Source organism: Rhodoferax sp. P1_F3, assembly GCF_056405715.1.
This window is the reverse complement of the sequence record NZ_JBFUBO010000020.1, coordinates 18237-32337: the sequence shown is the minus strand read 5'-3', so window position 1 is coordinate 32337 and position 14101 is coordinate 18237. Positions and strand designations below refer to the sequence as shown.

The 14101-nt window shown below is 60.6% G+C and carries 15 protein-coding genes; 3 read left to right on the top strand and 12 right to left on the bottom strand.

The genetic code is table 11. From position 1 onward, the window contains the following. The 9 genes from tuf to AC1DZ5_RS20870 all read right to left on the bottom strand — a co-directional run bounded on the left by tuf (position 1) and on the right by AC1DZ5_RS20870 (position 8406). On the bottom strand, positions 1-1089 hold the full coding sequence (gene tuf / locus AC1DZ5_RS20910; protein WP_477892645.1) for an elongation factor Tu: 1089 nt from the start codon (positions 1087-1089) through the stop codon (positions 1-3). A 113-nt stretch (positions 1090-1202) separates the two neighbouring features. Continuing rightward, positions 1203-3305, bottom strand: coding sequence for an elongation factor G (gene fusA, locus AC1DZ5_RS20905; RefSeq protein WP_477892643.1), 2103 nt, complete (start codon positions 3303-3305; stop codon positions 1203-1205). A 146-nt stretch (positions 3306-3451) separates the two neighbouring features. Beyond that, positions 3452-3925 carry a 30S ribosomal protein S7 gene (rpsG, locus tag AC1DZ5_RS20900; RefSeq protein WP_105261723.1) on the bottom strand — a complete coding sequence of 158 codons (474 nt, stop codon included), beginning with the start codon at positions 3923-3925 and terminating at the stop codon, positions 3452-3454. Between the two features lie 177 nt (positions 3926-4102). Next, positions 4103-4480, bottom strand: coding sequence for a 30S ribosomal protein S12 (gene rpsL, locus AC1DZ5_RS20895; protein WP_011466063.1), 378 nt, complete (start codon positions 4478-4480; stop codon positions 4103-4105). A gap of 115 nt (positions 4481-4595) precedes the next feature. Then, positions 4596-5780: a D-alanyl-D-alanine carboxypeptidase family protein gene (locus AC1DZ5_RS20890; RefSeq protein ID WP_477892640.1), complete on the bottom strand. Its 1185-nt coding sequence runs from the start codon at positions 5778-5780 to the stop codon at positions 4596-4598. Positions 5781-5815: 35 nt separating this feature from the next. Beyond that, positions 5816-6445 carry an alpha/beta hydrolase gene (locus AC1DZ5_RS20885; RefSeq protein WP_477892638.1) on the bottom strand — a complete coding sequence of 210 codons (630 nt, stop codon included), beginning with the start codon at positions 6443-6445 and terminating at the stop codon, positions 5816-5818. A 69-nt stretch (positions 6446-6514) separates the two neighbouring features. Further along, on the bottom strand, positions 6515-6865 hold the full coding sequence (locus AC1DZ5_RS20880) for a (2Fe-2S) ferredoxin domain-containing protein (RefSeq protein WP_477892636.1): 351 nt from the start codon (positions 6863-6865) through the stop codon (positions 6515-6517). Positions 6866-6874: 9 nt separating this feature from the next. Then, positions 6875-7969, bottom strand: coding sequence for a VanZ family protein (locus tag AC1DZ5_RS20875; protein ID WP_477892634.1), 1095 nt, complete (start codon positions 7967-7969; stop codon positions 6875-6877). Between the two features lie 8 nt (positions 7970-7977). After that, entirely contained in the window at positions 7978-8406 is a 429-nt protein-coding gene (locus AC1DZ5_RS20870) for a CopD family protein (RefSeq protein ID WP_477892632.1), read from the bottom strand. A 252-nt stretch (positions 8407-8658) separates the two neighbouring features. Here AC1DZ5_RS20870 and hemB point away from each other — a divergent pair, with 252 nt between their 5' ends. From hemB to AC1DZ5_RS20855, 3 genes are read left to right on the top strand one after another with little or no spacing between them, the layout of a single operon-like run. Then, complete coding sequence (gene hemB, locus AC1DZ5_RS20865) at positions 8659-9672, top strand: porphobilinogen synthase (protein WP_477892630.1); 1014 nt, start codon at positions 8659-8661, stop codon at positions 9670-9672. A gap of 5 nt (positions 9673-9677) precedes the next feature. Next, on the top strand, positions 9678-10796 hold the full coding sequence (locus tag AC1DZ5_RS20860; protein WP_477892628.1) for a magnesium transporter CorA family protein: 1119 nt from the start codon (positions 9678-9680) through the stop codon (positions 10794-10796). A 44-nt stretch (positions 10797-10840) separates the two neighbouring features. After that, positions 10841-11581, top strand: a complete 741-nt coding sequence (locus AC1DZ5_RS20855; protein WP_477892626.1) for a substrate-binding periplasmic protein — start codon at positions 10841-10843, stop codon at positions 11579-11581. Here AC1DZ5_RS20855 and AC1DZ5_RS20850 read toward each other — a convergent pair. The 3 genes from AC1DZ5_RS20850 to AC1DZ5_RS20840 all read right to left on the bottom strand — a co-directional run bounded on the left by AC1DZ5_RS20850 (position 11578) and on the right by AC1DZ5_RS20840 (position 14058). Continuing rightward, positions 11578-12267 carry a dienelactone hydrolase family protein gene (locus AC1DZ5_RS20850; RefSeq protein ID WP_477892624.1) on the bottom strand — a complete coding sequence of 230 codons (690 nt, stop codon included), beginning with the start codon at positions 12265-12267 and terminating at the stop codon, positions 11578-11580. The genes AC1DZ5_RS20855 and AC1DZ5_RS20850 overlap by 4 nt on opposite strands. Further along, positions 12264-13247, bottom strand: a complete 984-nt coding sequence (locus AC1DZ5_RS20845; RefSeq protein ID WP_477892622.1) for a Bug family tripartite tricarboxylate transporter substrate binding protein — start codon at positions 13245-13247, stop codon at positions 12264-12266. Before AC1DZ5_RS20845 ends, AC1DZ5_RS20850 begins: the two co-directional genes overlap by 4 nt. Positions 13248-13311: 64 nt before the next feature. Beyond that, positions 13312-14058, bottom strand: coding sequence for an MgtC/SapB family protein (locus AC1DZ5_RS20840; RefSeq protein WP_477892620.1), 747 nt, complete (start codon positions 14056-14058; stop codon positions 13312-13314). Between the last annotated feature and the right edge of the window lie 43 nt (positions 14059-14101).

Genomic DNA, 14101 nt, shown 5'->3' with positions numbered 1-14101 from the left:
TTACGCGATGATTTTCGCAACCACACCGGCGCCGACGGTACGACCACCTTCGCGGATGGCGAAGCGCAGGCCTTCTTCCATGGCGATGGGGTTGATCAGCTTCACAGTGATCGACACGTTGTCACCAGGCATCACCATTTCTTTGCCTTCCGGCAGTTCGATGGCACCAGTCACGTCCGTGGTACGGAAGTAGAACTGGGGGCGGTAGTTGTTGAAGAAAGGCGTGTGACGGCCACCTTCGTCTTTGGACAACACGTAGATTTCGCCGGTGAAGTGGGTGTGAGGCTTGATCGAAGTGGGCTTGCACAGCACTTGGCCGCGCTGCACGTCTTCGCGCTTGGTGCCGCGCAACAGGATACCGACGTTGTCACCAGCTTGGCCTTGGTCCAGCAGCTTGCGGAACATTTCCACGCCCGTGCAGGTGGTCTTCTGGGTGTCAGAGATACCGACGATTTCGATTTCTTCGCCGACTTTGACCACACCGCGCTCGATACGACCGGTCACGACGGTGCCACGGCCAGAGATGGAGAACACGTCTTCCACGGGCATCAGGAATGCGCCGTCCACTGCGCGCTCGGGCAGGGGAATGTAGGTGTCCAGTGCGTCAGCCAGCTTCATGATGGCGCCTTCGCCCAATTCACCCTTGTCGCCTTCGATGGCGAGCTTGGCAGAGCCGTGGATGATGGGGGTCTTGTCGCCAGGGAAGTCGTACTTGTCGAGGAGTTCGCGAACTTCCATTTCGACCAGTTCCAGCAGCTCAGCGTCGTCCACCATGTCGCACTTGTTCAGAAACACGATGATGTAAGGCACGCCCACTTGGCGAGCCAACAGGATGTGTTCGCGGGTTTGAGGCATAGGGCCGTCAGCGGCGGAACAAACCAGGATGGCGCCGTCCATTTGGGCAGCGCCGGTGATCATGTTCTTCACATAGTCGGCGTGTATCTGGTCGTACGCCTTGGCAGAGCCGCCGAACTTGGCTGCCAGCACGGTGGTGATAGCAGCAGTCAAGGTGGTCTTGCCGTGGTCCACGTGGCCAATCGTGCCTACGTTGACGTGTGGCTTGGTTCGTGTGAATTTTTCTTTACCCATTTTTCAATTCTCCAAAAGAGCTAATCCCGTGTATTGGTTTTATGTCTGCACGGTGTTGCTGGTTCGCCCCGCACGGGAAACAGGGCGGCACACCGTCGCAGACAGGGAACAAATTACTTGGCGCGCGCAGCCATGATGGCTTCGGACACGTTACGTGGTGCTTCGGTGTAGTGCTTGAATTCCATGGTGTAAGACGCACGACCTTGCGACATAGAGCGCAATGTGGTCGAGTAGCCAAACATTTCGGACAACGGAACTTCAGCCTTGATGGCTTTGCCTCCGCCGACCATGTCTTCCATACCTTGGACCATACCGCGGCGTGAGGACAAATCGCCCATCACGTTACCAGCGTAGTCTTCCGGTGTTTCTACTTCCACCGCCATCATGGGCTCCAGAATCACGGGGCCTGCTTTGCGGCAGCCTTCCTTGAAACCGAAGATGGCAGCCATCTTGAACGCCAATTCGTTGGAGTCCACGTCGTGGTACGAACCGAAGTGCAAGGTCACCTTGACATCCACCACGGGGTAGCCCGCCAGCACGCCTTGGGTCACAGCTTCGTTGATGCCCTTTTCCACTGCAGGAATGAATTCGCGAGGAACGGTACCGCCCTTGATCGCGTCGACAAACTCAATGCCCTTGCCGGCTTCATTGGGTTCAATCTTCAAGACCACGTGACCGTACTGGCCCTTACCACCGGATTGACGCACGAACTTGCCTTCGGCATCTTCGATGGTCTTGCGGATAGTTTCGCGGTAGGCAACCTGGGGTTTGCCCACGTTGGCTTCCACGCCGAATTCGCGCTTCATGCGGTCAACAATAATTTCCAAGTGCAGCTCGCCCATACCGGCGATCAGGGTCTGACCAGACTCTTCGTCGGTCTTGACGCGGAACGAAGGATCTTCCTGGGCCAAACGCTGCAAAGCGATACCCATTTTTTCCTGGTCCGCCTTGGTCTTGGGTTCCACGGCCTGCGTAATCACGGGCTCAGGGAAAATCATGCGCTCCAGCATCACGATGGCAGAAGGATCGCACAGGGTTTCGCCCGTGGTGACGTCCTTCAGACCGATGCAAGCAGCAATGTCACCCGCAACAATTTCGCTCACTTCTTCGCGCTTGTTGGCGTGCATTTGCACGATACGGCCGATACGCTCTTTCTTGCCACGGATCGGGTTGTATACGGTGTCGCCTTTATTCAGAACGCCGGAGTACACGCGCACGAAAGTCAGCTGACCCACGAACGGATCCGTCATCAGCTTGAAAGCCAATGCCGAGAATTTTTCGGTGTCAGACGCTTGACGCACCACAGGCACATCGTCTTCGTCCGTACCGCTCACCGGCGGAATGTCCACAGGCGATGGCATGAACTCAATCACGGCATCCAACATACGTTGCACGCCTTTGTTCTTGAACGCAGAACCGCAGTACATGGGCTGGATTTCGCTGGCGATAGTGCGCTTGCGGATACCGAACTTGATTTCTTCTTCAGTCAAATCACCTTCTTCGAGGTATTTGTTCATCAGTTCTTCGGTGGCTTCGGCAGCAGCCTCAACCATCTTCTCGCGCCACTCTTTGGCCAACTCCACCAGCTCGGCGGGGATGTCTTTGTAGTCGAACAACATGCCTTGCGAAGCTTCATCCCAGATGATGGCTTTCATCTTGATCAAGTCCACCACGCCGGTGAAGTTTTCTTCAGCGCCGATTGGGATCACCATGGGCACAGGACTGGCCTTCAGGCGCAGTTTCATCTGGTCCACGACCTTGAAGAAGTTGGCACCGGTACGGTCCATCTTGTTCACAAAGGCCAAACGAGGCACTTTGTACTTGTTAGCCTGACGCCATACGGTTTCAGACTGAGGCTGAACACCGCCCACGGCACAGTAAACCATGCAGGCGCCGTCCAACACACGCATGGAACGCTCAACTTCAATCGTGAAGTCCACGTGTCCAGGGGTGTCAATAATGTTGATGCGGTGCTCAGGCAGGGACTTGTCCATACCCTTCCAGAAGCAGGTCGTAGCAGCCGATGTGATCGTGATGCCGCGCTCTTGCTCTTGCTCCATCCAGTCCATGGTCGCTGCACCATCGTGCACTTCACCAATTTTGTGGTTCACGCCGGTATAAAAAAGTACGCGCTCGGTCGTCGTAGTTTTACCGGCGTCAATGTGAGCGGAAATACCGATATTGCGGTAACGCTCAATGGGAGTATGGCGAGCCATGATGGATCCTTGGTTGATCAAATTCTGTAAACCGCCAGCTGCACAGCGCAGCGTGGCGTGCGGCCTTCAAAGTGTGGGCGGTCAAGATGACAGCGCTATTGCGCCGCCAGGACCGCCCGCGCACTTGAAAGCCGCGGGCGCCGCTCTTAGAAGCGGAAGTGGGAGAAGGCCTTGTTGGCTTCAGCCATGCGGTGAACTTCGTCACGCTTTTTCATGGCGCCGCCACGGCCTTCAGTGGCTTCCAACATTTCGTTGGCCAGACGCTGAGCCATGGACTTCTCACCACGCTTGCGGGCAGCTTCCTTGATCCAGCGCATGGACAAAGCCAAACGACGGACAGGGCGCACTTCCACTGGCACTTGGTAGTTAGCACCACCCACGCGGCGGGATTTCACTTCCACCATGGGTTTGACATTGTTGATGGCCACAGTGAACGCTTCCACCGGGTCTTTGTCAGGGTGCTTTTTAGCAATCAGTTCCAGAGCGCCATAAATGATGCGCTCTGCAACTGCCTTCTTGCCGCCTTCCATGATCACGTTCATGAATTTGGACAGCTCTACGTTGCCGAACTTGGGATCCGGCAGAATTTCACGTTTAGGGACTTCGCGACGACGTGGCATTTTTTCACCTCTTTGCTTCAGTTGGTACTTTTGCAAGCACCGCGAGAGTTAATCAATAAGACTCTCACTTACTCGACCCGAACAGTGGGTCACTTCGTTCATTCACTGCGCCACGCAGAAAACAAACACCTTTTACTTCTTCGAATTCCTGGCTTGCGGCCACGAATCCAGGTCAATTTACTTGGCCTTTGGCTTCTTCGCACCGTACTTGGAGCGAGACTGCTTGCGGTCTTTCACGCCTTGCAAGTCCAGCGAACCGCGGACGATGTGGTAACGCACACCGGGCAAATCCTTGACACGACCGCCGCGAACCAGCACGACGCTGTGTTCCTGCAAGTTGTGGCCTTCACCGCCGATGTAGGAAATCACTTCAAAACCGTTGGTCAAGCGCACTTTGGCGACTTTACGCAGAGCGGAGTTGGGCTTTTTAGGCGTTGTGGTGTACACACGGGTGCACACACCGCGACGCTGCGGAGAGTTCTGCATAGCAGGGCTCTTCGACTTGATGGTCTCGACCTCACGGCCTTGACGCACGAGCTGGTTAATGGTTGGCATTGAAAAACGTCCCTAAACGTTTGAAACTAAATGAAAACGTGAATCCCTTCGGAATTTCCGAAAAGCCTTCTAGTGTATCAGATCGAGGGTTTACGCGCAATCGTCGGCGGCAAACTCAGCGAATCCAGAGGCGCATCGCGTCCCAGGCACGGCCAAAAATGCCGGCCTGCTCCACGGCCTCGAGGGCCAGCAGTGGTACTTCAGCCACAGCCTGCTCCCCCGCCAGCACCCGCAGGGTGGCGATTTGCTGGCCTTTGGCCACGGGCGCAATCAGGGGCTCCGCGCGCACCACTTCGGTTTTCAGACGTCCGGCGGTACCGGCCGGTACGGCCACCACGATGGATTGCAGGCGCCCGGCCTTGACGGCAGAGGACGCACCTTTCCAGACCTTGGGGCTAACCACCGCCTGGTTGGCATCGAACAACTTGACGGCCTCGAACGCGGTGTAACCCCAGTTCAGCAGCTTTTGGGATTCATTGGCGCGTGAGTTTTCACTGTCGGCACCCAACACGATGGACAGCAACCGGCGGCTGCCGGTTGCGCCGGGTGATCCGGCAGGCGCACCGGCGGTGACGAGCTGGGGAAAGTCGCGCTTGGCGGTGGCCACCATGCAGTAACCCGCGGCGTCGGTGTGGCCGGTTTTCAGGCCGTCCACGGTGGGGTCACGGAACAGCAGCAGGTTGCGGTTGCTGTCGTTGGCCGCGGGGGAGCCGGGGTAACGGTATTTTTTGATGGCGTAGAAACCCACGTACTCCGGGAAGTCTGCCATCAGCCGGGTTGCCAGGATGCTCAGGTCGCGCGCCGTGGTGGTGTGGCCGGCTTCCGTCAGGCCTTCGGGGTTTTTGTAGGTGGTGGACTTCATGCCCAGCACCTTGGCCTGGTCATTCATCATCTGCACAAAGCGTTCGGCCGTACCGCCCACACCCTCGGCCAGCGCCATGGTGGCGTCGTTGCCAGACTGGACGATCAGGCCTTTGATCAGGTCTTCCACCGGCACCTGCATTTTGGGATCGATGAACATGCGCGAACCAGGCATCTTCCAGGCGCGTTCGCTCACGGGCAGGGTCTGTTTGAAGTCGATTTTCTTGCTGCGCAAGGCATCAAACACCAGGTAAGCCGTCATCAGCTTGGTCAGCGAGGCGGGCTCCACCGCCATGTCCATGTCTTTGGAAGCCAGGATCTGGTTCGAGGTGACATCCAGTAACAGGTAGGCGCGGGCCGCCACTTCCGGTGGCTGGGGCACCTGCGCCGCAACGGCCAGGCTCAGGGAGGCCAACAGGGCCGCAAAAAAGGATTTCATGGGGGGATAAATAGGAGAAAAGAAAAGCAAAAAACTCAAACGGTGCGCAGATGGCGCACGACCAGACTGCGCAAAAGTGGCAATTGTCCATGAAAGAAGTGACCGCCACCGGGTACCACGGTCACCGGCAGGGTTTGCGGACGGGCCCAAGTCATGGCGTCGGCCAGGGGCACCGTGTCGTCCTGCTCACCATGCAGCACCAGGGTGCGGTCATGCAGCTCGGCGGCAATCGGGGCCACCGTGAAGCGGCTGGCGGCAGTCCCCACCAGCACCACCGCCTCTGGCTGGCGCGGCGCCACGGTGGCCACCGCGTGGCTGGTGACAAAGGCGCCAAACGAAAATCCCGCCAACGCCAGCTGGCCCTCTGCAGCGCTGCGGGCAATCACCGCCAGCAGGTCTTGCAACTCACCCCGGCCTTCATCGTAAACACCCTCGCTGGCCCCCACGCCACGAAAATTGAAGCGCACGGCGCGCCAACCCGACTGGACAAAGGCCCGGGCAATGGTCTGCACCACCTTGTTGTCCATGGTGCCGCCAAACAAAGGGTGCGGGTGGGCGATCACCGCGGTTCCGCGTGGCGCGGCATCCTCAACTGGCAGGTCGAGCAGGGCTTCGATGGCGCCAGCCGGACCGGCCACAGAGAATTTTTGAGTGGAAGTGTTCATTCGCTCACTATCAATTACATAGCTGCTTGCGCAGTATTGGCGGTGGCTACAGGCCTAAAAGGCTTGAGATCAGCGCCCCAGGTGCGCGGGTGTGAGTAGGCGCTCCACCACCTTGCCATTTTTCAGGTGCGACTCGACGATTTCGTCGATGTCCTGGGTGTCCACAAAGCTGTACCAGACGGCTTCGGGATAGACCACGGCCACCGGGCCTGCGGCACAGCGGTCCAGGCAGCCCGCCTTGTTGACCCGCACCTTGCCAGGGCCAGACAGGCCGGCGGCCTTGACCTGCTGCTTGCAGCGGTCAAACGCCTCCTGGGCCTGGTGCTGGGCGCAGCAGTCTTCACCGTTGGTACGCTGGTTCAGGCAGAAAAAGATGTGGCGCTCGTAGTACGAGGCAGGAGAGGGGGTGGTATCGCTCATGCGGCGATTTTAGTTTTCTGCGCTCGGCCGCCCCACCAGCGACAGCAAATACAGCATGGCACCGTAGGGCCACAACCAGCCCAGCCATTGGGCGAGGCCGTGAAAACGAATGAAGCGGCCCTGCTCCCAGTCCTGCAGTGTCTGGGCAAAGTAGGGGCTCTCGGGCGCCTGGTTCAGCAGGCTCAGGTACACGCCCAGCGCCACCAGCGCCAGTGCCGCGCTGCCGCGCCAAGGCATGAAAGCAAACCCCAATGCCAACAACACCCCCACCACCAGCCCCATTTGGGCCGGCAGGTCCAACCAGGCCCAGGCATGTGCCGGCCCCCAACTCAGCGCCGCCGACAGCGCACTCGCCACTACAGCTACGGTCAGCGTCAAGAACACCAACGCCCAGCGCCGCGCAAGCACCCGAATAATGCAAAATCCCAGCAAACACGGAATCAGCAGGCCTAGCGCCACGCACAGCATTTCGGCACTAGGCACCAGGGCACTGCGCCCGGCATCCGGCATGGGCAGCCACACCAGATACGGCGAATCGGCCAAGCCCTCGGCCAGGGCCTGCTGCAGGCGATCCATCACCTGCCCCAGCCCCAACGGGACCGAAGCCGGGAACAGCAGCGCTGCAGGCCACAGCGCCAGCAACACCAGCCCCCCGCGCGACTGCGGTACGAACCAGCGCGCCCGAATGCGGCTCCAGCGGTCAATCGCCCCCAGTTTTTCCAGCAAGAGGGCCGCGGTCGACCCAATGGCGCCGCCCAGCGTGTTGAGCACAAAGTCCTCCCTGGAGGGCACGCGCACGGGCAAGTAACTTTGCAGGCTTTCCATCAACAGCGAGATCAGGGCCACGCCCACGATGGGGCCCAGCACCGGATGGTGGCTGCGCCCGGTGCGCAGCGCGCCCAGGGTAAAGAGCCCACCCAAGGGCACATAGCCCACCACATTCACCCCGACATCAAAGCTGGTCCAGTAGCGCGCCACTGGCGCCAGCAGAAACTCCCAGGGCGCGATGCCCTGGTCACGCCAATCGACAAACGGATAGAGGCTGGCATACACCACCAGCGCCGCGTACAAGAGGGCCAGGGGCCAAGCGGCGGATTTGTGCATGCTGCCGGTCAGAAGGGTTTGACCACCACCAACACCACGATCACCACCAGCATGAGCACCGGAATTTCATTGAACCAGCGAAACCACACATGGCTGCGCTGCAGCGCGCCCGCTTCCAGCTTGCGCAGCAGCACACCACAGCCGTGGTGGTAGCCCAGCACCAGCAGCACCATGGCCAGCTTGGCATGCATCCAGCCGTTGCCCGGGCCGCGCCCAATGCCATAACCCAGCCACAGCCAAGCGCCCAGCCCAACGGCGGGCACAGCCAGCATGGTAGTGAAACGCAGGAGTTTGCGCGCCATCAGCAGCAAGCGTGCGCGCTCAGCCTCGGATCCCGGTGGCACCAAGGCGAGGTTGACAAAGATACGGGGAAGGTAGAACAGACCAGCAAACCAGCTGGCAACAAAGACGATGTGAAAGGATTTGACCCAGAGCATGCAGTCAGTTTAGGGCAAAAAAAACCCCAGCACAGGGCTGGGGTAGTAAGCCTATTTGCTGTCACACATCAAGGCCCCGCTCAGGGAGGAAAAGCGGGGGATAGCAAGCTACCCAGGACAGAATTTACCAATGTTGCGACCATGTGACAAGCACTTTTTTGTAAATTCCTCTTTACCCAGCAGGATATTGGTCCAAACTGACCACATAGTCAGCACAAGAGTGCCCCGCAGGATTCAGGCACAATTTTCCCCATGACCTCTTACGCCCCCTTCCCCGCCGGTCGGCCCCGCCGCCTGCGCCGTGACAGCTTCACCCGCAATTTGGTGCGTGAAAACGCCCTCACCGCCCACGACCTGATTTACCCCGTGTTCGTGGTGGACGGCCAAAAGCAGCGTGTGCCGATTGCCTCCATGCCCGGCGTGGAGCGCCTGAGCCTGGATTTGCTACTCCCCGTCGCCGAGGAATGCGTGAAGTTGGGCATTCCGGTCATGGCGCTGTTCCCGGTGGTGGACCAGTCGCTCAAGACCTACGACGGCGCCGAAGCGCTGAACCCCGACGGCCTGGTACCGCGCGTGGTGCGGGCACTGAAAAAGGAATTTCCCGACCTGGGCGTGATGACCGACGTGGCGCTGGACCCTTTCACCACCCACGGCCAGGACGGCCTGCCCGACACCCGGCCTGAAGAGAACGGCTACATCCTCAATGAGGAAACCGTGGCCCAGCTGGTGCAGCAGGCGCTCACCCAGGCGCGCGCCGGTGTGGACATTGTGGCACCCAGCGACATGATGGACGGCCGCATAGGCGCCATCCGCGCGGCACTGGAGGCGGAGAAGCTCGTGCACACCCGCATCATGGCCTACAGCGCCAAGTACGCCAGCGCCTTCTACGGCCCTTTCCGCGACGCCGTAGGCTCCGCCGGAAACCTAGGCAAGGGCAATAAAAAGGTCTACCAGATGGACCCCGGCAACAGCGACGAGGCCTTGCGCGAAGTGGCCATGGACATTGCCGAGGGCGCGGACATGGTGATGGTCAAGCCCGGCATGCCCTACCTGGACGTGGTGCGCCGCGTGAAGGACGAATTCAAGGTACCCACCTTTGCGTATCAAGTGAGTGGCGAGTACGCCATGCTCAAGGCCGCCGCGCAGAACGGCTGGCTGGACCATGACGCCGTGATGCTGGAGAGCCTGCTGGCCTTCAAGCGCGCTGGTGCGGACGGCGTGCTGACTTACTTTGCCATCGACGCGGCCAAAGCCCTGAAAGCCTGATCTCCATGCGCATCTTCCATATCCAGCCCGGCGGTGTGACCGAGAGCCAGGAGCTGGCCGCACTGAACACCAGCGGCCTGCCCGAGCAGGGCTTTGTGTGGATTGCCTGCGCGCGGCGCGAGTTTGAGGTCACCCAGACCGAGATCCAGGCCACGCTGCAGGCCCTGTGCGGTACCCAACTGGTGGACTTGCATGTCTCGGACCTGATCAACAACCAGCTACCTTCGCACTACGACTACACCTCACAGTACGACGTGCTGGTGTTCCGCCGCCTGGCAGCAGGCAGCCGCCCCACGGATCTGGACCAGCCCCAGCCCCTGCACCAAGTGCCCGTACTTGGGGGCCCACCCATCCTGCGGCGCATTGACACCAGTCCGGTGGGGTTCGCAGTGTTTGACCGTGTGCTGTTGACCGTGCACCCCGCCGACTGCAGCGTGCGCGACGCCTATGCCGCCAAACTGCTGCAGGCCGCCACCAGCGAATCGCGCGGGGCCGGCGCCCGCATCGCCACCAGCCCCGCCGACCTGATGCTGCGCATCGTCAACCAGATGGTGGATGGCTACCTTGCCCTGCGCCGCGAACTCACCCAGCAACTGGACCACTGGCAGTCGGAGTTGCTGAGCCCGCGCACGCGGTTCAAAAACTGGTCGTCCCTGCTGGACGCGCGTATGGCCCTGCACCAACTGGACGAAACCTGCGAAGAGCAACGCTCCAGCATCCAGGATTGGATTGAAGCCGTGAAGACCTGGCCAGAACCACAAACACCGACGGAAGCTCGGGAGCGCGAGCTGCTGCAGGTGCGCAGCCGTGACGTGCTGGAGCACATCGAGCGCGTAGTACACCATGTGCGCCGGCTGGAGCAAAGCGTCGAAACCGCTGTGCAGATGCACTTCAGCGTGCAGGGCAGCCGCACCAACGACATCATGCGCACGCTGACCGTGCTGACCGCCATCTTTCTGCCTCTGAACCTGATTGCCGGCATCTTTGGCATGAACTTCGAATTCATTCCGCTGATCCACGTGCACAACGGCTTCTGGTGGGCCATGGGCACCATGCTGTTCACCGCCACGGTACTGGCCGTGTTCTTCTGGCGCAAACGCTACCTGGCACGCGCAGAACGCTAGCACGGGCCCGCTACACTGGTGCGATCGTTCACAAGTACCGAAAGATGGCTTCGCAACTCCGCTTCCTGCTTGCCGTGCTGCTGACGGTCATTCATTTAGCCGGGCATGCAGAAAGCATCGCCCCCTACCGAATCGTCAGCGGGCACCTGCCTCCGTTCACCGTGGAATCCGGGGATGCGACGCCAGGCGCTTTGGGCGCCTTGGTACGTGAGATGGCATTGCGCCTGGGCGAAGCACCCGCGATCCAGTTCTATCCCTGGACACGCGCGTTGACGATGGCGCAATCGCAACCCCGTACGCTGATCCTGCCGCTGACCCGCACGCCCGAGCGCGAAAGCACCTACCGCTGGCTGGTCAAGCTGTACCGCCAAAAGTTTGTTTTTATTGTGATGCGTGGCACCGAAGTCAAGCTGGACTCGATGGATGCACTGAGCGAATTGCGCATTGGTGTGCTGCGTGGCTCTCCCGAGGGGCAACTGACCGGACTCAATTTCAAACGTGTTGTACCCGCCAACTCAGTGGTGGACTTGGCGCGCATGATGGAGCGCGGCGTCGTCGATGCGGTGTATGGAAGCGAGGCCATCAACCTCGCGGGGCTCACTGACTACGGCATCGCCCGCGCCAACCTGCAAGTCAGCAAGCCGCTGGACGATGCAGAAATCTGGCTGGGCGGTTCGCTGGATATTCCTGAGTCCGAAGCCCTGCTGTGGCAAAACGCCATGCAGCAGTTGGTGCGCGACGGCGTGGTGCGTCGCATCCTGGTGCGCTATGGCCTGCCGCCCTAACCTCGCAGATGCTCGTTGAAAAAGGCCAGCGTGCGCTCACGCGCCAGCGCTGCCGAGGGCGCATCAAACGCCGCCCGGTGGTCACAATTGAAGCCGTGCTGGGCGTTATAAATTTCCACTCGCACCTCGGGATGGGCGGCCTGGAAGGCTCGAACCCCCTCCAATGGGATGGACGAGTCCTGGTCGCCAAAATGAACCAATACCGGGCACTGCGGCTGGCGAACCACCTCGCTCGGCGTGGTCATGCCTCCACCGTAGTAGGGCACCGCGGCGCGGATACCCGAGAGCAAACACGCAGCACGCCAGGTCAGCAAGCCGCCCCAGCAGTAACCCACGACACCCACCGGCCCCGCGTCTTTCACCGCGTTCACGGCGGCTTGCACGTCTTGCAACACACCGGGCGCAGGCAAACCTTCCGCCGCCGCCTTGAGCTTCACGCCCGCCGCCACATCCTCAGGGGTGTAACCCAGTTCCACTCCGGCTTGTAGGCGGTGGAAGGTGGACGGTGCAATGGCCAGGTACCCCTGGGCGGCATAGCTATCCGCCACGGCACGGATATGGGCGTTGACGCCAAAAATCTCCTGCAGCACCACGATGCCACCGCGAGGCGTTCCGTCCGGGTGGGCCACATACGCGGGAAACGCCAAGCCGTCTGCCGCAGTCAGGTTCACGGTCTGGGCTTTCATTGCGCAACAAAGCCGCTGTCTTTGATCAGTTTGGTCCACACCTTGGTATAGGCCTGCTCACGTTTGGCCAGCGTGGCCTGGTCCATAAAGCCCACCGTCAGGCCCATATTCGTCAGGCGCTCCTTCACGTCGGGCTGGGCCATCACTTTGGCCGAGGCTTCAGAGAACTTGTCGATGACAGCTTTGGGCGTTCCTGCGGGGGCGAAGATGCCGTAGTAAGGCATATCTTCAAAGCCCGCCAAACCCAACTCAGCCAGCGTGGGCACTTCGGGCAAGGTGGCCTGGCGCTGCGCGCCCAGCACGGCCACCACGCGGATCTTGCCGGCCTTGTGGTTTTCGATGAAGTCGGGCACCGAGCCGGTACCCGCAGCAATCTGGTTGCCCAGCATGTCCGCCATCATGGGAGCGCTGCCGCGGTAGGGTACGGCCTGTAAATCCAACCCGTATTTTTTGCCGATCACGCTCACTAGAAACTCAGGCGTGGACGCTGGTGCCGGCACACCCACGGTGCCCTTGCCGCCACCCTGAGATTTGACCCAGGCCACGTACTCGTTGACCGACTTGGCCGGCGTGGCGCCCGACACGGCCAGCGCGTTCACAAAGGTGGCAAAACCCGCCACGGGCACAAAGTCCTTGGCCGGGTCAAAGCCGGGGTTCTTCACCACCTGGGGCAGGATGGAGATGGTGTGGTCGTGCGTCAAAAATACGGTCAACCCATCGGGTGCGGCCGCCTTCAGCGCCTGCGCGGCCAGCTGGCCGCCGGCGCCAGCCTTGTTCTCCACCACCACGGGCATGCCAAGCTGATCCTTGAGCTTGTCGGCCAGCGTGCGTGCAATGGCATCGGTGCCACCGCCGGGCGGAAAGCCCACCAGCAAATGCACCGGCCCGGTTTGCGCCTGCGCCAGGCCTGCGGCCAACAACGCAGACACCGTGGCCGCCAACACGCCTGCGCGGCGCCATCCCTGCAACGAAAAACCCATGGTCACACTCCTGAAAAATTGGTGAAAAGTCAAAAGCAAGAACGATGCACACGCAGTTGCGCGTTCAATTGCGTGCATAGGCCACATGGAAGCGTTGCACACCGGGGAACTGGCCCATTTCCGAGGCCAGGTCCGAAATCGGTGCCATCTTCTTGCGACTGCGAGCCACCGCCACAAAGTTCCAGGTGAACGCGCCTGCGTCCATCGAAATCACGATGGTGCCACCCGCAATGTCGTAACCACGGTCATGCGCCATCGCGCGCAGGGCCGCTTCCACCGGTCGGTAGCCCGGGTCAAACGTAAGGCGGATGGCCACGGCCTGGCGCGAAGGCAGCCAGCTCTCCAGTTTGGACACCCAGACCATGCAAAGTGCGCTGAGCAAGGCCAGCGACATGGCCGCCACATACAGGCCCACGCCGACCAGAATGCCGATCACCGACGAGGCCCAGAGCGAGGCCGCCGTAGTCAGGCCACTGATGTTGAAGCCCTCTTTCATGATGACGCCGGCACACAGAAAACCAATGCCGGTCAGGATGCCCTGCATCACGCGCGAGAGGTCGCCATTGCTGAACAGCGTGGTGCTCATGCCGCCATACCAAAAGTGGGAGTAGCCACCCATTACGGCCAGCGCGGCGGATGCCATGCAGACCAGCCCGTAGGTGCGCATGCCCGCGGCGCGCCCATGGTAGGAGCGCTCGTAGCCCACCATAAGTCCCAGCACCAACGCGCCCAACAGGTGCAGCAGCACAAAGACATTGGCCTCCACCACCGGGGTAGACCAATACGCGGCAAAGGTTTCGGTATTAAGCATGGGCACAAACATACCGCAAAAACCAGCGCGCTACCATGGCGCC